The following is a 16,801-nucleotide window of genomic DNA, read 5'->3' as shown; positions in this document are numbered from 1 at the left end:
CGAAGGGGTTAGAATCGTTCTAATCCGACGCTTGGAAGCATAACCAAAAGCGAGGATAACCCGATGATGCAAGGCGTCAAAGTTCCCAACGTAACGTTCAAGACCCGTGTCCGCGACGAAAGCGTCGAGGGACCGAACCCGTTCCGCTGGCAGAACATGACCAGCGATGACTATTTCAAAGGTAAACGGGTGATCCTGTTCTCGCTGCCCGGTGCCTTTACACCCACCTGCTCGACCTACCAGTTGCCCGGCTATGAGAAGGCCGCAGCCGAGTTTGCCGGTCTGGGTGTCGACGAGATTTACTGCATGTCGGTCAACGACAGCTTCGTGATGAACAAATGGGCCGAATCGCAGGACCTTGAAAACGTTAAGGTGATCGCCGATGGCTCGGGCGAATTCACCCGCAAGATCGGCATGCTGGTCAAGAAGGACAACCTTGGCTTTGGCTACCGTTCGTGGCGCTATGCCGCCATCGTTAACGACGGCGTGATCGAAGCCTGGTTCGAAGAGCCCGGCCGCGAGGACAACCACCTCGAAGATCCCTACGGCGAATCCTCGCCGGAAACCGTGATGGCCTACCTCAAAGAAGCAGTTCAGGTCGCCTGATCTGCGCCATTGCAGGACGAAATGAGGGCCCGCCGCGCATCCTGCCGGCGGGCCGTTTTCTTGCCAAATCACCGCTGATCGTGCAGGCAGGAAACGGAGAACAAACTCAGGGGCACAGGCATGGATTGGGAAGAGCATCGTCGCGTCGCGCATTCGCTGGGGCGCACGCAGGAGTTTCTCAAGCAGATCACCTATGGTGGCAATGACGGCATCGTCACCACCTTTGCCATTGTTGCGGGCTTTGCCGGGGCTGCCGCCGACGGGGTGGCGCAGGTCGGGCCGCTGGCGGTGCTGGTCTTTGGCTTGGCCAACCTGTTCGCAGACGGGGTCAGCATGGGGTTCGGGGAATTTCTTTCGACCCGTTCGGCGCATGACCTGTTCCATGCACGTCGGGCGCGTGAACTACAGGAGATCGCCGCCAACCCGGACCAGGAACGGTTCGAACTCAATACCATCCTGCGCCAGCGCGGGTTGCCGGACGAGGACGCCGAAGCAGCGACGGAAATCATCTCTCGCAATCCGGCGATGATGGCGGATCTGATGATGACCTACGAGTTCGGCATGAGCGACCCGGATGCCGACAATCCGGCGGTGAACGGGTTTTTCACCTTCTTCAGTTTCGTCGTGTTCGGGTCGGTGCCGCTGATACCCTACTTCCTGTTGCCTGCCGACAATACCGCTTTTCGTCTGTCACTGGCGGCCAGCTTTGCAGCGCTGGTGGCGTTGGGTTTGTTGCGCTGGAATGCAACCGGTGAGCGACTGGCGCGGTGTGTCTTAGAAACGGTGGCCGTGGGGACGATCTGTGGCGTCGTGGCCTTTGGGGTCGGCTGGATTGTCGGCGGCTGAGGTCTCACCGGTCAATTGTTGACGGGCAAAACCCTGAGATAGGCAGTAATGGCCTGAAGGTCGCTTTCGGGCAGATGGGCAAGGTTTTGCACCACATCCGCCATATGGCCACCGGCGCTGTCATATTCCGGGGTGAATCCGGTCGAGAGATAGGCCGTTACATCACGGTCGGACCAAGTGAGCTTGTCGGGTGTCAGTGCCGGAACCTTGCCTTTGCCGTCCGGTGCGGGCGCACCCGCCATCCATTGGCTGTAATCCAGCTGCCCGAGCGCGCCGCGCGGGGTGTGGCATTCGCCGCAATGTCCTAGGCCCTCCACAAGGTATTGACCCTGACTGGCAGGATCGCCGGCCACGTCGATGACACGTGAAGGCGCGGGGAACAGAAGTTTCCAAACACCCAGACCACGGCGGATGTTGAAGGGAAAGCCGACGTCATGGGCAAGGCTGGCCTGATCCGAGGCGGGCAGGGTTTGCAGGAAGGCGTGGATGTCGGCGATATCCCCCGGCATGGCGCGGCCATAGCTGGTGTAGGGAAAGGCCGGGTAGTAATGCGCCCCTTCAGGTGAGGTGCCGTGCACCATCGCGTCGGCCAGTTGCACAACCGTCCAGTTTCCAATGCCATACTGAGGGTCCGAGGAGATGTTGGGTGCGTAGAACGTGCCAAAGGGTGAAGGGAAGGCCATGCCGCCCGACAGGATCAGGCGCTCTGCGCCCTCCGCCTTGGGGGCGGCATGGCATGAGGCACAGCCCGAGACCCAGAACACACGCTCCCCGCGCGCGGCATCACCGGTCAGGTCGGCAAAGACCGCCCGGTCAACCCGCGCGGGGGCAGTGAGCCACCACATGACTATGGCGGCAAGGACACCCAAGAGGACAAGGTATCGGATGGCTCGACGCATGGTGGCTCACCTTTATTGGTTTGGCCGGGCCGCGATGGCCCGGACCAAATCATCAATCGTCGGACTGGCGATAGCTCTTGTGACAGCCGCCACAGGAGTTTCCAAGCGGGCCAATGGCCCCACGCAACGCGTCAAGCCCGCCACCGGCGGCCTGTTCCATAGCGGCTGCTGCCTCGCCTAAAGCCATGCCCTTGGACATGATATCGCTGCCTTCGGCCCAGATCGCCGGCAGAGCGGCTGTTGTCTCGGCGCCCATTTTCGCATTGTCGGAACCCATTGGCCACGAACGCGACTGATCCAGTCGTGAAAGCGCGGCGAGATTGGCTGCGGCCTTGCTAGCGGCGTCGGCATTGTATTCGATTTCGCCTTTGGCCATCCCGCCCAGAAGGCCGATGTTGAAAGCGTATAGCTGCATTTGTGCCTGGCGGGCTTTGATAGCTGCTTTGGTAGCGGCGTCACCGCTTTCGTCGCCGATGGCCGATGCGGAAAAGCTGGCCGAAAGGACCAGGCTGGTTAAGATTGTAAGCGATTTTTTCATTGGGGACCTCCCTGTGATGGGTGTTGAATACCCGGAAGTATATCGCAGGCGGGGCGTTTGCCACTTGTGGCTGAGCGCAGATCAAGTGTGCGTTGATCCACGAAGTTCACAGGTTCGTGATCGAGTTACTCGCTTGGAAGCGGTTGCATGTTGACCCGGCGTGGCGGCTTTTCCAGAGTCAGGGCATCGGGCCAGCCGATGTAGCGTTCGATCCCGACAATGATCAGCGCAACAAGAACAATGCCGAAAACCAGCTTAACCGCAGAGGCCGAGGGTGGATTGCGCGCCCAGCGGGCCATGCGCAGGAAATGTCTGGGTTTGAACATTGTGTTTTGCCCTTGAAACCGGTTTGCTGCGTTGCAGACCATTTTAGACCGGAGCTTGCCATGACCCAACGATTGTTTGCTGCCTTCTTCCTTGTTGTGTCCCTGGTGTTACCCGCGCACTCCGATGCCGGGGATATCGATGATGCCCGGCTGGCCTATATCGCCGGGCAATATGATGCGGCATTGAAAATCCTTGTTCCGGCGGCCAAGGGCGGCGACGCCAATGCCCAGAATATCGTGGGGGCGGCCTATGAAGATGGCAATGGCGTGCCGCGGAGCATTGTGACGGCCGTCGCGTGGTACGAGAAATCCGCCGCGCAGGGATTTGCCAAGGGTCAGCATAACCTTGGCCTGGTCCTGTTGCGCGGCGAAGACGCGGTGCCTGCCGATATGCCACGCGTCGCGCGCCTGTTTGAGGCGGCCATGGCGCAGGGGTTTGCCCCGTCGTTCTGGGAACGCGGTCGGATGTTGCGCGACGGGATCGGCGGTGACGCCGATCTGGATGCAGCCCGCGCGGTGTTTGAAAGCGGCCATGCGGCGGGTGACGGGCTTTCCGGTGTCGGGTTGGGCGAGATGTATCGCACCGGGCACGGGGTCGAGGCCGATCCGGCGCGGGCGCGGGCGATTTACGAGGAAGCCGCGAAAACCGGCTATGGCGTCGCCATCGGTAACCTGGCGATCATGTATGAAGAGGGCATCGGCGGCGAGATGGATGTCGAGAAAGCGCACGCACTCTACCAAGAGGCGGTTGCCCGTGGCGACGGCAATGCGGCCGTGAACCTGGGCGAGTTCCTTGTCAATCAGCCGGGAGAATGGCAGTCGGCGCCACGCGGTTGGGCGTTTTGCCTGTTGGGGCAAAGGATGGCGCATGATGCCCGCCAGGCGATGGAACTGCGGATGACTTGCAAGGACTTGCGCGAAACGATCAGCGATGCGGACGCCAAGCAAGGCGAGGTAATTTTCAACACGCAGTTCTAGGTGCCGGGCTTGCCCTGGCTGGCCGGATCACTCGTCCTTGCCAACGGGTTCGCTGGCGGGGGTTTCGGCATGGACATGGATCAGCTCGCGAAGGGTAACCAAGCCGCGGGCTCCGTTTTCGTCGACAACCAGAGCGCGGCGGCTATCGAAACGGGCCAGAAGGCGGATCGCGTATTTGACCGCCATGTGAGGGTTCAGCGTGAGGATCGGCTTGTCCATGATCTCGTAAACGCTGACGCGGTCAACCGATCGGTCCTGTGCAATCACCTTGGTGGCGATTTGCTCGACCGAGACAATGCCGTACTCATCGCTCTCGTCGCGGCGTTCGATAATCAACGCACTGACACCGATCTGCTTCATCTCGACAATTGCTTCGCGCACAGTGGCAAGCCCGCTGACCATGTGGATAGAGGTCTGCATGACGTCTTCGACTTTCATGTTTATGTCAGGCATTACAGATCCTCCTTGTCGATTTCCTGTTTGATTGCGGTGATCTGGCTGGAGAGCCCGATGGCGTCTTCAATATCGATCTGGAATGCCATGCCCGATCCCGGATCGGATTCAAAACCGCAGGCCTCGGCAATAGATTCAAGGATCAGCCGCGAGTGATGGGCTTCGACCAGAAGCAGGATCATGTCGCGCTGTCCGGCGACGCTCAGGCCAAGAAAGGTCTTGGTTGGCTTCAGCCCCTCGCCCCGGGCCGAGGTGATGACCGTTGATCCGGTGGCTCCCTTGGCGCGTGCCGCCGAAATGGCGGTATCGGTCAGGTCGTCCTGGGTCAGTACGATGATCAGTTTGAACTTCATCTTTTCAGTCTCCTTGTGCCGGAGGGGAATGGGTATCAAGCCGTTTGGTCCGCCACGCGCTGATCTGGGCATAGCCCATCACGGTGATCATGGGAAAGAGCGACGCCAAGGCAATCAATCCAAACCCATCCAGAAGAGGGCTGCGGCCGGGAACTGAGCCGGCCAGCCCAAGGCCCAGCGCGGCAACCAGCGGTACGGTGACAGTCGAGGTTGTGACACCGCCGGAATCATAGGCCAGCGGAACGATCATCTTTGGTGCAGCAAGCGTTTGGAACACGACAATAACGTAGCCCACGACCATATAGAGATAGAGCGGCGTGCCGGTAACAATACGGAAAGTGCCAACGGCGAGCGAGAGCGCCACACCAAGGGCCACGGCAAGGCGTAAGCCGGTGGATTTGACCCCACCGCCCGAAACCTCTTGTGCCTTGAGCGCGACGGCGATGAGTGAAGGTTCGGCGATGGTGGTGGCAAAGCCGATGGCAAAGGCAAAGATATAGACCCAGTAATAGGACAGCCAATGCACGGTGGCGTCCGCCGCGATGCCGAGGAACTCAGGGTCGGTCAGTTGGGCCGCCATCGCTTTGCCCAGCGGGAACAACGCCCGTTCGAGGCCGAAGAGGAAAAAGGCCAGGCCAAGGATGACGTAGAGCAGGCCGAAAAGTACGCGGCTCAGATGCGGGATAGGCTTGCGCAGGATCACCAACTGGAAGACGAACATGACCACCACAATGGGGGCCACGTCGCGCAACACGCTGGTGATGGTCAGCGACAAATCTATGATCATCTCGGTCATCATGCGGCGATCACCAGGCCAAAGATCAGCACGAAGATGATCGGCATCAGCGAAGCAAATGCAATCAGGCCAAAGCCGTCGATCATCGGGTTGCGCCCCTTGATGACCGAGGCCAGGCCGACGCCCAGTGCGGTCACCAGCGGCACGGTGATGGTCGAAGTGGTCACGCCGCCGCTGTCATAGGCAATGCCGATGATCTCGCGCGGGGCGATGGTGGTGAGCGCCACCACCACCACATAACCGCCGATGATCAGCCATTGAATCGGCCAACCCTTGAGAATGCGGAACACGCCCAGCACCAGCGAGGTACCGACCGAGGCTGCCACAGTGTAGCGCAGGGCGGTGGCGGTACGGGCCAGCGTGTCGGGATCGTCACCGATGACCCCGGCAATCGACATGACTTTGGTCGCCTCTTCGCCGACGGCAATCAGGGCCGGTTCGGCAACTGTGGTGCCAAAACCAAGACCAAAGGCGAAAACAATGAGCAGGATCAATGAGCCGCGCTGTGCCAGCGCATTGGCCAACGCCTCGCCCAGGGGAAAGAGCGCCATTTCGAGGCCGCGAATGAAGATTGTCAGGCCCAGCAGGACAAAGACGAAGCCGATGGCGATCTGGTCTAGGTTCTCGATCGGTTGCCGCAGGACCACGAGTTGAAAGAACCCGACGATCACCAGGATCGGGGCCAGATCGCGGGCGGTATCGCCCAGAAGGCGGAACATGTCCTTGGTCGTACTGCTCATTGTCGTGCCGTCCTGCTTCTTACCTTGGCAAGCTCTTCACACGGACAATGTAACACTTGGGTTAAGAAAGCACAGCCCTTTGGCGCGGATTTCTAGTGCAAGTCAGTCTTTGTCGAAAACCGCGATCATCGTGTCACGCAGGCGGGCGACATCCTCTTCAACCGTTGCGGCCGGATCACAATGGAACGGTGGCAAGGCATCGATATGGATGGTGCCCGAACGCGGGAAGAACTTGCCCCGCGGCAACAAGCGGTTGCTGTCGTGGATGACGATGGGCCGGATGGCGCGTCCGGTATCGCGGGCGACCAGCACGGCGCCGGGTTTGAACGGGCCCAGCGACTGGCCCTTGGTGCGGGTGCCTTCGGGGAAGAGTACGACCGAGCGGCGCGCCGGCATGGTCTTGACGGCTTGCGTCAGGGTGTCGAGCGCCACCTTGCCGGAGGCGCGGTCGATCTCGACCAGCCCTGCGCCTTTGAAGCCCACACGCAGGAGTGCAGCGTCGCAAAGCTCCTTCTTGGCGGCGAAGGTGAACCATTTACGGTCGGGGATCACGTCCATCAGGGTGAAACCATCGAGGTGGCTGCGGTGGTTGATGACGATGATGCTGTTTTCGTCTTCGGCCAGGTCTGCGCGGACCTCGGCCGACATCGAGGCCTTGATCGACAACAGCCACAACAGCCGGGTACAGGCGCGTTTCACCAGCCGCCAGTACCAGCCGCGAAAGCCGCGTCGTCGGTGGCAGAGCAGCGGCACGAAGGCAATGAACAGGAAATAGAACGGGCCGAACAGGATCAGAATGGCGCGTTTCAACAGGCGCACTGCCGCAGGGTCGATGGGCGTGAGTGCGGTCTCGCGGGGAGAGGGAGTGTCTGTCATGGACCCTTGTCGCGGTTGCAGCCTTGTCGTGCCGAGTTGGGTCATGAGAGGAACCTGGCGTCATGACAGGCGCCGAAATGAGTGCGCGATTGTTACGCCCTACCGGGCTTCTATCAGCTAAATTGGTGGGTGCCGCAAGGGAAACCCGTCCGGGCCCAGGCAAAGTATGGGCGCAGGATCAAACCTCGGCGTCTATGCCTGTAAAGCGCACCTTGCCGATGAAGGGCAGGTTGCGGTTGCGTTGGGCAAAGTCGATACCATAGCCGACAACGAATTCGTCAGGGATTTCGAAGCCAATCCAGTCGGCGCGGATCTCGGCTTCGCGCCGTGAGGGCTTGTCAAGAAGCGCGATGGTGCGAAGCTTGCGCGGGCCGCGGCTTTCGAGCAGGTGAACGACATGTTCGAGCGTGTAACCTGTGTCGACGATGTCCTCGACCACCAGAACGTCACGGCCTTCGATCTGGCCGCGAATGTCCTTGAGAATACGCACCTCGCGACTGCTTTCCATGGCATCGCCATAGGAGGATGCTTCGAGGAAATCGACTTCGACGGGCATGTCGAGTTCGCGCACGAGGTCGGCAATGAAGACGAACGAGCCTCGCAGAAGGCCGACGACCACCAGTTTGTCAGTGCCAGAAAACTCTTCCCGTATCTCGCGGGCCAGATCCTCGATCCGGGCAGCGATGGTCTTGGCCGAGATCATCTCGTCGATCTCATAGTCGCGGTGTGGCATATTTTCCCCTTGATCCTGTCGGGCCAGCATACGACATGAAACGTCAGTGTCACGCCACTTTGGGGATTAAATCAGCGACATGCCGACCCATGCGGAAACCAGGGTTCTGCCCTATCACGCCCGCCAGATGTTCGACCTGGTCGCGGATGTGGCGTCCTATCCGCAATTCCTGCCTTGGTGTGCGGCGGCGCGCATCAGAGAGGTGCGGCCGATGGTGGATGGCGGCGACGAGATGCTGGCCGACCTGGTGATTTCCTTCAAGGTGTTTCGTGAACGCTTCGGGTCGCGGGCACGTCTATATCGTGACGACGAACGGATCGAGATCGACTATCTGGACGGGCCGTTCAAATACATGCGCTCGGTCTGGGAGTTTCGCGATGTCGACGACGACGCCTGCGAAGTGAAATTCATGGTCGACTTCGAGTTCAAGAACTTTGTGCTGCAAAAGGCGATCGGGCTGGTGTTCAACGAGGCAATGATGCGGATCGTGCGAGCGTTCGAGGAACGCGCGGCAGTGCTTTATCGCTGAGACCCGCGCAGGGTTGCGACTGTCGGTTTGAGTTTTTTGCCAAGAAAGAGAGCCCGGGTGGTTTCCTTGTGGTGGGAGCGGTTCTACGCTGCCCTGAAGTAGAGGAGGCGGGGGATGGGTATTTCCGACAAGCTGGTTGCGTTTGCGTTGGGTGACTGTCGGGCGCCGGAGGCGGTCCGGGCGGTGGCGCGGCTGTCGCTGATCGACTGGATGGCAGTGGCAATTGCCGGGAAGAGCGAGCCGGTAGCAGCGGTGATGCGCGCGTTTGCCGGGGAAGAGGGCGGCACAGGACAGGCTGGTTTGATCGGTGGCGGGCGAGCGCCAATGCGAATGGCGGCGCTGGTCAATGGCACGGTTTCCCACGCGCTGGACTATGACGATACGCATTTCGGCCATATCGGGCATCCCTCGGTTGGGGTGATCCCGGCGGCGTTGGCGGTGGCGGAACAGGACGCGGCCGGTGGCGCGGCGCTGCAGGAGGCAGCGCTGATCGGCATGGAGGCGTCGATTCGGTTTGGCGAATGGCTGGGGCGGGCTCATTACCAGGTCGGGTTTCACCAGACCGCGACGGCGGGCGCCGTCGGGGCCTGTGTGGCGGCCGGGCGATTGTTGAAGTTGAAGCCGGATCAGATGGCCACGGCGCTTGGGCTGGTGGCGACGCGGGCGAGTGGGCTCAAGTCACAGTTCGGCACCAGCGCCAAGCCTTTCAATGCCGGGTTGTCTGCCAGCAACGGGGTCGAAGCGGCGCAGATGGCGCGGCTGGGCATGGAGGCGCGGCTGGGCGCGCTTGAAGGGCCGTTGGGGTTCGGGCCGACGCATCATGGTGAAGCTGTCGAGGAGGCGTTTGACGGGATCGGTGAGGCGTGGCGGTTTGAGACTGTCAGTCACAAGTTTCACGCCTGCTGTCACGGGCTGCATGCGGTGCTGGAGGCGGCGGCGGGTTTGGATGTAGCGCCGGACGCGATTGCCGCGGTCCGGGTTGAGACCCATCCGCGCTGGATGAGCGTGTGCAACCAGGCGGCCCCCGAGACCGGGCTGGGGGCAAAGTTTTCTTACTCCACCGTTTTAGCGATGCATTTCCTGGGCCATGATACGGCGCGGTTGGAGAGTTATAGCGATGGGCTTTGTGGGGACGCGCATGTGCGGGCGCTGCGGGGTCGCGTGGAGGTGTCTGCAAATGAGGATGTAGGCGAAATGCAAGCGCGCCTGGCAGTGGAAACCAGGGCGGGCGAGGTGCTGCACGCCTTTCACGATCTGGATGTGCCGATGGCTTTGAAAGACCGCCGGGCCAAGATCGCGGCCAAGGCGGCGGCGCTGTTGGGGACAACCCGCGCACAACGGATCGAGACCCTGGTTGAAACGCGTGCGGCACCGAGGGAACTGGCTGCAGAGTTAGCTGTCTAGCGCTGTGCACGTTTTGGATTGGCCGATGTGGGTGAGCCCCAGCGCGGGTCGGATCTGATCCGAGCCGGTCCGAAGCGGTTTAACCGCTATCCGGGCTTGCCAACCGGATTGGTTTTCCGGCGGTGACACCCGTGTAAAGCTGGACCCGTGTGCAAGTAGGTCACGTTGATACACAAGCAGAAACGCGGTAAACTTACCGCGTCAAAGCGCAACTCAACCGCGCGCGATTGATTGCGCAAAATCAAGAACGGAGGTGTCTTGATGTTACGTTTTGGATTCGTTTTCACAGCAGTTGCAGCCATTCTTGTGCCAGCCCTTGCCGTGGCTGAGCCCAAAGAAGGACTCTATGGCGGGATCGGCGTCGGGTATCATTCCGGCAATGGGACCTTGACCATTCCGGCCTATGCGCCGCCCAACTATGGCATCGACTTGAACGGTGCGGGGTTCGGGGCTTTTGTCGGCTATAACTTCGCAAGTTCGGGGTCGATGATTTATGGCGTCGAGCTTGGCGTCAATGCCCTGGGAACGTCGGACGTGGTCGCTACCGCAGTGCCGGGCGAAACCTTCTCGGTCGATGGCAATTGGGAAGCCTCGATTGTTGGTCGCGCCGGTGGGATGGTAAGCGATAAGACGTTCTTGTACGGGTTGGCAGGTGCCAGCTGGATGAACGTCACTGGCCAGTATAGCGGCGGGTTCCCGAGCCAGTCTGATACCAGGACCGGCTATGTTCTGGGTCTGGGCGCCGAGTTTGACATGGGCAAAGGCATGTTCCTTCGTGGAGAGGCGCGGTATGCCGATTACGGGTCGTTCAATCTGCAGTGCACGGCCTGCGGACCAACTTCTGTCAGCCTTGAAGACGTCACGATCAGTGTTGGCCTTGGCTTCAATTTCTGAAACAGACGTGGTCACCAAAAACACGAGCGGGCCCGATAGGGCCCGCTGTAAGGAACAATGTTCCGGTCAGGACGTGATGTCGTAGGCGCGCTCGCCGTGGACCGAGAGGTCGAGTCCGTTGACTTCGGTCTCATGATCGACCCGCAGCGGGGTGATCAGGGCCACCAGTTTGACCAAGGCAACCGAGACCACCAGGGTGTAGACCCCGACAACGGCGAGGCCGCCAAACTGGGCCGCCCAGGACCCTGCGCCGAAGACGGCGATCATGACAGTCCCGAAAACTCCACCGACACCATGCACGGCAAAGACGTCTAGGGTATCATCGATGTTCAGCTTGTTGCGAATGAGGGTCACCGCCTCCTGGCAGAGGACGCCAGCCACCGCGCCAATGAGCAGCGCTTCAAGCGGGCCGACAAAACCCGAGGCCGGAGTAATCGAAGCCAGCCCTGCGATGGTACCGGTCACCAGGCCAACGAGCGAAGCCTTGCCATATTTGATCTTTTCCCACAGCGCCCAGGTCAGCGAGGCGGTGGCGGCCGAGATATGGGTCACGGTCAGCGCCATGGCGGCCCCCCCATCAGCGGCCAGTTGCGAGCCACCGTTGAAGCCGAACCAGCCGACCCAGAGCATGCCGGCACCAATCATCACGAAACCGGGCGAATGCGGCGGGGTGGTTCGGTTGCGGCGCGGTCCGAGGATAACCGCGATAACCAGCGCGGCCAGGCCAGCGGTTTCGTGCACGACAATGCCACCGGCGAAATCCTTCACCCCGGTTGCACCGAAAATACCGCCGTCGGAGAGAAAGCCTCCGCCCCAGATCCAATGGGCCACGGGCGCGTAGCACAACAGCATCCACAGACCCGAGAAAAGCATCACGAAGCCGAAGCCAATCCGTTCTACATAGGCACCGACGATCAGCGCAGGAGTGATCACGGCAAAGGTCATCTGGAAGGCAAAGAAGAGGATCTCGGGGATGGTCTGACCCTCAATCACGCTGTCGGCACCGATGCCCGAAAGGAACGCCTTGCCCAAGCCCCCCCAGTAAGCCCCGCCGTCGCCAAAGGCGATGGAATAGCCCACCGCCAGCCACAGAACGCTCATCAAACAGGCAATGGCATAGACCTGCATGAAGACGCTGAGCACGTTGCGGGCGCGAACAAGCCCGCCATAAAACAGCGCCAGTCCTGGCAGCGACATGAACAAGACGAGGGCGGTTGCCACAATGATCCAGGCGGTATCTGCACCTACCATGATCCAATTCCTTCCAGTTGGGTTTGGTTGGAGCGGGTCAAAGCCGAATGGGACTGCGGGAAAAAGGGGCAGGGCGCGGAAAAAACGCCCGGTTTGTGAACTGCCCGTTTTTTGTGCGGAAATGTCAGTCGTTGCGTAAAACGCGGGCTTTGGACGAACGGCCTAACGCAGGGCCGACAGCAGGAGAAAGAGCGCGTGGTCGCGGGCTGCCAGCCGAACCCAGTCGCGGCCGCGGGGGCCGAACTCCTGGGTCTCAGAGTCGGTGACGCGGTCTTGCATGGCGAGACCGAAGCAGACGCGGCCTTCGGGTTTGAAATCGGATCCGCCGGGGCCGGCGATGCCGGTGATGGCAACGGCAACCTGGGCGTGGGAATTGGCCAGCGCGCCTTCGGCCATTTCGCGGGCGACCTCTTCGGAAACCGCACCATATCGGTCGAGTGTGGCGCGAGAGACGCCCAGCATTTCTTCTTTCGCGGCGTTGGAATAGGTGACAAAGCCGCGCTCGAACACGTCCGAGGAACCGGGAATATCAGTCAGCGCCGCCGCCACCATGCCACCGGTGCAACTTTCGGCGGCAGCGATGCGCAAGGATCGGCTTCGGGCAGCTTCTAAAACATGGGCAGCGGTCATGCGCCGAGGATGCCATGATAGACATAGGCCGCCAAGCCCACCGTGATTGCGGCGGCGATCCCGGCGAAAATGTCGTCAAGCATCACGCCCAGCGGCCCGTGCTGGCGATCAGCCCATCCAATGGGGCCGGGCTTCAGGATGTCGAAGAAGCGGAAGGCGAAGAAGGCGGTGAGCCAGCCCGGCCAAAGCTCCAATACGTTCGGGCCGGTTAGTCCGGCGTGGGTCGCGCCGATCAGGACCGGCAGGAGGGCGATCCACTGGCCAGCGACTTCGTCTATGACCACTTCGGACGGGTCGTGGTTTTCCTTGCCGGCGGTCTCGACCGCAGTGGCCCACCAGCCGAGGCCAAAGGCGACCGGGGTCAGAAGTGCAACGAGCACCCAACCACCGAGAAGGAAAAGAAGAAAGGCAGCGATCACGCCAGCGGCGGAACCCCAGGTGCCGGAGAAGGGCTTGAGATAGCCGGTGTAGAAGAAGGTGGCGATGAGGCGGGTCATTTGTGTCCGTTTCGTTTGTGGCGGTCACCGGTGCGGGGGCTAACCCCCGCTCCTCCGGGATGTTTTCGCGCAGTTGACGGGGGGAGGGCGTCTTTCATTCTTTGATCAATGTGGCGGTGGCCAGCGCAGCGATACCTTCCTCGCGCCCGGTAAAGCCAAGCCGTTCCGAGGTGGTGGCCTTAATCGAGACGCGGGTCGGATCAATTTGCAGGATCTCGGCCATAGCAGCGGTCATGGCTCCGGCGTGGGGGCCGACTTTGGGGCGTTCACAGATCAGAGTGCAGTCGATATTGCCAAAGGTGAACCCCATTTCGCGGGCGAGCTCTACCGCGTGACGTAGGAAGATGTGACTGGCGGCACCTTTCCATTGCGGATCGGACGGTGGGAAATGGCGACCAATGTCGCCTTGGGCCACGGCGCCGTAGATCGCGTCAGTCACCGCATGCATGCCAACGTCGGCGTCCGAGTGGCCCTTGAGGGCCTGAGTGTGGGGGATTTCGACTCCGCACAGGATGAGGTGATCACCCTCGGTGAAGGCATGCACGTCGAAGCCGTTGCCAAGGCGAATGTCCATGGTCCCTCGCAATATGGTTTCAGCCCGCTGGAAATCGGGAGAGTGAGTGATCTTGAGATTGTTCTCATGGCCCGAAACGATGGCAACCTCAAGCCCTGCGGCGCGGGCGATTTCCACATCGTCGGCTGCGTCTCCGGGGGCGCTTTGGTGGGCGGCAAGGATCTCGGCGAAGTGAAACCCCTGTGGGGTTTGCGCGCGATAGAGGCCGTCCCGGTCCTGTGTCCCACTGACTTTGTCATTGCTACCACGCCAAAGCGCGTCGGTGACCGGCACGGCGGGGGCAGCGCCGGGGCCGATGGCAAGTGCCGCAATCACGTCCGCTATGATGTGCTGAGTTACGCAAGGTCGGGCGACGTCATGGATCAGGACATTGTCTGGCGCGATGTCGACCAGAGCTTCGAGGCCAGCGCGCACTGATGCGGCTCGGGTGGCGCCGCCGATGCAGGTTTGTACACCCTGCGGCGGGGTGAAGTCGGCAATGTCGTCGGTGTGCAGCACGACCATGATGGGGCCGATGCCCGGGACGGCCAGAAAGGCATCGAGCGTCCAGTCAATCACCCGGCGTCCAGCCAGCGGACGCCATTGTTTTGGCGCGCCGGGACCGGCCCGTGTGCCGCGGCCTGCGGCGACGATGATGGCGGCAGTGGTGGTCATGAAACGTGAATAGGCGTTGCCAAGGTGAAGGGCAATCGGGCATTGGAAGGATGGAGTTGCTTAAAAAATAGGCAGATGCTTACAGGGAACGGGAAATTTCCCTTTGTTTCATTGTGATTTGCCCGAGTGGAGCATAACTCAGGAGACATGCACAAGGATTAGGCACTTTGGCCCAGACATCTCAACTTGCCGATTTTGATCCTCCGGTGGCGCTGGCGCCGCTGGCCGGAATCACTGACCTGCCGTTCCGGCAATTGGTAAGCAGCTTTGGTGCCGGGCTGGTCGTGTCCGAGATGATCGCGAGTGGCGAGTTCCTGACGTCGCGCCCTGGTACTCGGGAAAAGGCCGAGCTGGGGTTGGATGTGGCCAACACCGCCGTTCAGATCGCCGGGCGCGAGACCGGGTCGATGGCCGAGGCGGCGCGGCAGGTGGCCGGTATGGGCGCGCGGGTGATCGACATCAACATGGGTTGCCCGGCCAAGAAGGTGACGGGTGGCATGTCGGGTTCGGCCCTGATGCGTGATCTCGATCACGCTTTACGCTTGATCGAAGCAGTGGTGGACGCGGTGGACGTGCCGGTGACGCTGAAAACCCGGTTAGGCTGGGATGGCGAGAGCCTGAATGCACCACAACTGGCGCAGCGGGCCGAGGCGGCCGGGGTGCAGCGGATCGTGATCCACGGACGTACGCGCTGTCAGTTCTACAAGGGGCAGGCCGATTGGGCCGCGATCCGGGCAGTGAAACAGGCCGTGCATGTTCCGGTGATTGCCAATGGCGATATCTGTTCGCCACAGGACGCGCGGACGGCTCTGGCGGTATCGGACGCCGATGGCGTGATGATCGGGCGCGGGGCGCAAGGCCAGCCCTGGCTGTTGCAGCAGGTGGCGCATGAGCTGTTTGGAGCCGAGGCACCTGTTGTGCCGGAGGGCGAAGATCTTATTAGAATGATTTCAGGGCATTACGATTCAATGTTGAGGTTCTATGGAGCCGATTTGGGCAACCGGGTCGCACGCAAACACCTTGGCTGGTACATGGATGTGGCGGGCACTGCGCGCGGGCTTCGGCGCGCGGTGCTGACCAGCCGCGACCCGGCACAGGTGTTGAGGCTGATCCCGCGCGCGATCCTAAATCCTGACGAACAGGTGGCAGCATGAGCGTTATGGACGATACGCTTTGGATCTCGCTTCCCGTACCTGCGCTGATCGTGGACGAGGACGATCTGATCCTCGACATCAACCCCGCGGCGGAAGGGTTCATGTTGAGCTCGGCCAAGGCCCTGCGCGGCCAGCCGGTGTTCGACCGGTTGAGCATTGATGCGCCATTGGAACAGGCCTTTAAGCGGGCGCGGGCCAACACCACGCCGCTTTTTGTCAATGACGTGGACGTAGGTACTGGGGAACGGGTGCCGATGCAGTGCAACCTGCAGATTGCCCCGGTGAGCGGCCGACCTGGGGTGATGCTGTTCCTGATCTCCCCGCGCGAATTGGCCGGTCGCATGACCGGTGCGCAATCGGTGAAATCGGCGGCGAAGTCGGCTATTGGCATGGCCGAAATGCTGGCGCATGAGATCAAGAACCCATTGGCAGGGATTACTGGCGCGGCTCAGTTACTAAGCATGAACCTGTCCCCGGAAGACCTTGAATTAACGGACTTAATCGTCAGTGAAACGCGGCGGATCGTGAAGCTGCTGGAGCAGGTCGAACAGTTCGGCAACCTGTCGCCACCGGATTTCAAGCCGGTTAACATCCACGACGTGGTGGACCGGGCGCGGCGTTCGGCGCTTCTTGGATTTGGCGCGCATATGAGTATCCGCGAGGAGTTCGACCCATCGCTGCCACTGGCCTGGGGCGACCCGGACCAGTTGGTGCAGGTGATGCAGAACCTGCTGAAAAACGCCGCTGAAGCGGCGGGCGCGGCAGGCGGTACCATCGTTCTGCGCAGCTATTATGAGCATTCTTTCCGCCTGCGCCGCTCGGATGGAGGCTCAGAAAGCCTGCCGTTGCAGATCGAGGTTGTCGATGACGGGCCTGGCCTGCCGCCGGAGATCGAGGCGGATGTGTTCGACCCGTTTGTATCGGGGCGCGAAAACGGTACCGGACTGGGCCTGGCGCTGACGGCAAAGATCATATCCGATCATGGCGGTTGGATATCGGTGAACTCAGTGCCCGGCCGCACGGTGTTCCGGATTTCCCTGCCATTGGCCCCAAAAGACGCAAAGGAATAA

The 16,801-nt window shown here is 61.1% G+C and carries 21 protein-coding genes; 8 read left to right on the top strand and 13 right to left on the bottom strand.

Features of this window, described 5'->3' with window-relative positions:
- Positions 1-63: 63 nt before the first annotated feature.
- Positions 64-606, top strand: a complete 543-nt coding sequence (locus RXV86_RS20180) for a peroxiredoxin (RefSeq protein WP_316302338.1) — start codon at positions 64-66, stop codon at positions 604-606.
- Positions 607-726: 120 nt separating this feature from the next.
- Entirely contained in the window at positions 727-1,452 is a 726-nt protein-coding gene (locus tag RXV86_RS20175; RefSeq protein WP_316302337.1) for a VIT1/CCC1 transporter family protein, read from the top strand.
- An 11-nt stretch (positions 1,453-1,463) separates the two neighbouring features.
- Here the strand turns inward: RXV86_RS20175 and RXV86_RS20170 are convergent, their stop codons facing one another.
- The 3 genes from RXV86_RS20170 to RXV86_RS20160 all read right to left on the bottom strand — a co-directional run bounded on the left by RXV86_RS20170 (position 1,464) and on the right by RXV86_RS20160 (position 3,215).
- Positions 1,464-2,351, bottom strand: a complete 888-nt coding sequence (locus RXV86_RS20170) for a cytochrome c (RefSeq protein ID WP_316302336.1) — start codon at positions 2,349-2,351, stop codon at positions 1,464-1,466.
- A gap of 52 nt (positions 2,352-2,403) precedes the next feature.
- A complete protein-coding gene (locus RXV86_RS20165; RefSeq protein WP_316302335.1) occupies positions 2,404-2,889 on the bottom strand; it encodes a cytochrome c in 486 nt (161 codons plus the stop codon).
- Between the two features lie 125 nt (positions 2,890-3,014).
- A complete protein-coding gene (locus RXV86_RS20160) occupies positions 3,015-3,215 on the bottom strand; it encodes a hypothetical protein (RefSeq protein WP_316302334.1) in 201 nt (66 codons plus the stop codon).
- A gap of 60 nt (positions 3,216-3,275) precedes the next feature.
- On the opposite strand from RXV86_RS20160, the gene RXV86_RS20155 reads away from it, so the two are divergent.
- The gene (locus RXV86_RS20155; RefSeq protein WP_316302333.1) at positions 3,276-4,193 is read left to right on the top strand and encodes a tetratricopeptide repeat protein; all 918 of its coding nucleotides are present in this window, start codon (positions 3,276-3,278) and stop codon (positions 4,191-4,193) included.
- A gap of 27 nt (positions 4,194-4,220) precedes the next feature.
- Here the strand turns inward: RXV86_RS20155 and RXV86_RS20150 are convergent, their stop codons facing one another.
- The 6 genes from RXV86_RS20150 to hpt form a co-directional block, all read right to left on the bottom strand.
- Entirely contained in the window at positions 4,221-4,646 is a 426-nt protein-coding gene (locus RXV86_RS20150) for a CBS domain-containing protein (RefSeq protein ID WP_316302332.1), read from the bottom strand.
- A complete protein-coding gene (locus tag RXV86_RS20145; protein WP_316302331.1) occupies positions 4,646-4,999 on the bottom strand; it encodes a P-II family nitrogen regulator in 354 nt (117 codons plus the stop codon). Before RXV86_RS20145 ends, RXV86_RS20150 begins: the two co-directional genes overlap by 1 nt.
- Positions 5,000-5,003: 4 nt before the next feature.
- Entirely contained in the window at positions 5,004-5,795 is a 792-nt protein-coding gene (locus RXV86_RS20140; RefSeq protein ID WP_316302330.1) for a DUF1538 domain-containing protein, read from the bottom strand.
- A complete protein-coding gene (locus tag RXV86_RS20135) occupies positions 5,795-6,535 on the bottom strand; it encodes a DUF1538 domain-containing protein (RefSeq protein ID WP_316302329.1) in 741 nt (246 codons plus the stop codon). The genes RXV86_RS20140 and RXV86_RS20135 overlap by 1 nt, the downstream gene beginning before the upstream one ends.
- 102 nt (positions 6,536-6,637) lie before the next feature.
- A complete protein-coding gene (locus tag RXV86_RS20130; protein WP_316302328.1) occupies positions 6,638-7,411 on the bottom strand; it encodes a lysophospholipid acyltransferase family protein in 774 nt (257 codons plus the stop codon).
- Between the two features lie 178 nt (positions 7,412-7,589).
- Entirely contained in the window at positions 7,590-8,144 is a 555-nt protein-coding gene (gene hpt / locus RXV86_RS20125; protein WP_316302327.1) for a hypoxanthine phosphoribosyltransferase, read from the bottom strand.
- A gap of 79 nt (positions 8,145-8,223) precedes the next feature.
- On the opposite strand from hpt, the gene RXV86_RS20120 reads away from it, so the two are divergent.
- The 3 genes from RXV86_RS20120 to RXV86_RS20110 all read left to right on the top strand — a co-directional run bounded on the left by RXV86_RS20120 (position 8,224) and on the right by RXV86_RS20110 (position 10,971).
- The gene (locus RXV86_RS20120) at positions 8,224-8,673 is read left to right on the top strand and encodes a type II toxin-antitoxin system RatA family toxin (RefSeq protein WP_316302326.1); all 450 of its coding nucleotides are present in this window, start codon (positions 8,224-8,226) and stop codon (positions 8,671-8,673) included.
- 114 nt (positions 8,674-8,787) lie between these two features.
- Complete coding sequence (locus tag RXV86_RS20115; protein WP_316302325.1) at positions 8,788-10,077, top strand: MmgE/PrpD family protein; 1,290 nt, start codon at positions 8,788-8,790, stop codon at positions 10,075-10,077.
- Between the two features lie 261 nt (positions 10,078-10,338).
- Positions 10,339-10,971: an outer membrane beta-barrel protein gene (locus RXV86_RS20110; protein WP_316302324.1), complete on the top strand. Its 633-nt coding sequence runs from the start codon at positions 10,339-10,341 to the stop codon at positions 10,969-10,971.
- Between the two features lie 66 nt (positions 10,972-11,037).
- Here the strand turns inward: RXV86_RS20110 and RXV86_RS20105 are convergent, their stop codons facing one another.
- The 4 genes from RXV86_RS20105 to RXV86_RS20090 form a co-directional block, all read right to left on the bottom strand.
- Positions 11,038-12,222, bottom strand: a complete 1,185-nt coding sequence (locus tag RXV86_RS20105) for an ammonium transporter (protein ID WP_316302323.1) — start codon at positions 12,220-12,222, stop codon at positions 11,038-11,040.
- Positions 12,223-12,384: 162 nt separating this feature from the next.
- Positions 12,385-12,852 (bottom strand): CinA family protein, encoded by a 468-nt coding sequence (locus tag RXV86_RS20100; protein WP_316302322.1) that lies wholly within the window; start codon positions 12,850-12,852, stop codon positions 12,385-12,387.
- Positions 12,849-13,349 (bottom strand): phosphatidylglycerophosphatase A, encoded by a 501-nt coding sequence (locus RXV86_RS20095; RefSeq protein ID WP_316302321.1) that lies wholly within the window; start codon positions 13,347-13,349, stop codon positions 12,849-12,851. Before RXV86_RS20095 ends, RXV86_RS20100 begins: the two co-directional genes overlap by 4 nt.
- 94 nt (positions 13,350-13,443) lie before the next feature.
- A complete protein-coding gene (locus RXV86_RS20090; RefSeq protein WP_316302320.1) occupies positions 13,444-14,577 on the bottom strand; it encodes a bifunctional 2-C-methyl-D-erythritol 4-phosphate cytidylyltransferase/2-C-methyl-D-erythritol 2,4-cyclodiphosphate synthase in 1,134 nt (377 codons plus the stop codon).
- 167 nt (positions 14,578-14,744) lie between these two features.
- Here RXV86_RS20090 and dusB point away from each other — a divergent pair, with 167 nt between their 5' ends.
- Both dusB and RXV86_RS20080 read left to right on the top strand, forming a co-directional pair.
- Positions 14,745-15,731 carry a tRNA dihydrouridine synthase DusB gene (gene dusB, locus RXV86_RS20085; protein ID WP_316302319.1) on the top strand — a complete coding sequence of 329 codons (987 nt, stop codon included), beginning with the start codon at positions 14,745-14,747 and terminating at the stop codon, positions 15,729-15,731.
- Positions 15,728-16,801, top strand: a complete 1,074-nt coding sequence (locus tag RXV86_RS20080) for an ATP-binding protein (protein ID WP_316302318.1) — start codon at positions 15,728-15,730, stop codon at positions 16,799-16,801. The genes dusB and RXV86_RS20080 overlap by 4 nt, the downstream gene beginning before the upstream one ends.

Source organism: Aliisedimentitalea sp. MJ-SS2 (assembly GCF_032586155.1).
Lineage (GTDB): Bacteria > Pseudomonadota > Alphaproteobacteria > Rhodobacterales > Rhodobacteraceae > JAWHTC01.
Note: the sequence above shows the minus strand (reverse complement) of the source record. Positions and strands in the feature narration are given on the sequence as shown.

Excerpts from the sequence above, each read along its gene's own strand:
- RXV86_RS20180 (WP_316302338.1), top strand. The coding sequence starts at position 64 with ATGATGCAAGGCGTCAAAGTTCCCAACGTAACGTTCAAGACCCGTGTC.
- RXV86_RS20175 (WP_316302337.1), top strand. The coding sequence starts at position 727 with ATGGATTGGGAAGAGCATCGTCGCGTCGCGCATTCGCTGGGGCGCACG.
- RXV86_RS20170 (WP_316302336.1), bottom strand. The coding sequence starts at position 2,351 with ATGCGTCGAGCCATCCGATACCTTGTCCTCTTGGGTGTCCTTGCCGCC.
- RXV86_RS20165 (WP_316302335.1), bottom strand. The coding sequence starts at position 2,889 with ATGAAAAAATCGCTTACAATCTTAACCAGCCTGGTCCTTTCGGCCAGC.
- RXV86_RS20160 (WP_316302334.1), bottom strand. The coding sequence starts at position 3,215 with ATGTTCAAACCCAGACATTTCCTGCGCATGGCCCGCTGGGCGCGCAAT.
- RXV86_RS20155 (WP_316302333.1), top strand. The coding sequence starts at position 3,276 with ATGACCCAACGATTGTTTGCTGCCTTCTTCCTTGTTGTGTCCCTGGTG.
- RXV86_RS20150 (WP_316302332.1), bottom strand. The coding sequence starts at position 4,646 with ATGCCTGACATAAACATGAAAGTCGAAGACGTCATGCAGACCTCTATC.
- RXV86_RS20145 (WP_316302331.1), bottom strand. The coding sequence starts at position 4,999 with ATGAAGTTCAAACTGATCATCGTACTGACCCAGGACGACCTGACCGAT.
- RXV86_RS20140 (WP_316302330.1), bottom strand. The coding sequence starts at position 5,795 with ATGACCGAGATGATCATAGATTTGTCGCTGACCATCACCAGCGTGTTG.
- RXV86_RS20135 (WP_316302329.1), bottom strand. The coding sequence starts at position 6,535 with ATGAGCAGTACGACCAAGGACATGTTCCGCCTTCTGGGCGATACCGCC.
- RXV86_RS20130 (WP_316302328.1), bottom strand. The coding sequence starts at position 7,411 with ATGACAGACACTCCCTCTCCCCGCGAGACCGCACTCACGCCCATCGAC.
- hpt (WP_316302327.1), bottom strand. The coding sequence starts at position 8,144 with ATGCCACACCGCGACTATGAGATCGACGAGATGATCTCGGCCAAGACC.
- RXV86_RS20120 (WP_316302326.1), top strand. The coding sequence starts at position 8,224 with ATGCCGACCCATGCGGAAACCAGGGTTCTGCCCTATCACGCCCGCCAG.
- RXV86_RS20115 (WP_316302325.1), top strand. The coding sequence starts at position 8,788 with ATGGGTATTTCCGACAAGCTGGTTGCGTTTGCGTTGGGTGACTGTCGG.
- RXV86_RS20110 (WP_316302324.1), top strand. The coding sequence starts at position 10,339 with ATGTTACGTTTTGGATTCGTTTTCACAGCAGTTGCAGCCATTCTTGTG.
- RXV86_RS20105 (WP_316302323.1), bottom strand. The coding sequence starts at position 12,222 with ATGGTAGGTGCAGATACCGCCTGGATCATTGTGGCAACCGCCCTCGTC.
- RXV86_RS20100 (WP_316302322.1), bottom strand. The coding sequence starts at position 12,852 with ATGACCGCTGCCCATGTTTTAGAAGCTGCCCGAAGCCGATCCTTGCGC.
- RXV86_RS20095 (WP_316302321.1), bottom strand. The coding sequence starts at position 13,349 with ATGACCCGCCTCATCGCCACCTTCTTCTACACCGGCTATCTCAAGCCC.
- RXV86_RS20090 (WP_316302320.1), bottom strand. The coding sequence starts at position 14,577 with ATGACCACCACTGCCGCCATCATCGTCGCCGCAGGCCGCGGCACACGG.
- RXV86_RS20080 (WP_316302318.1), top strand. The coding sequence starts at position 15,728 with ATGAGCGTTATGGACGATACGCTTTGGATCTCGCTTCCCGTACCTGCG.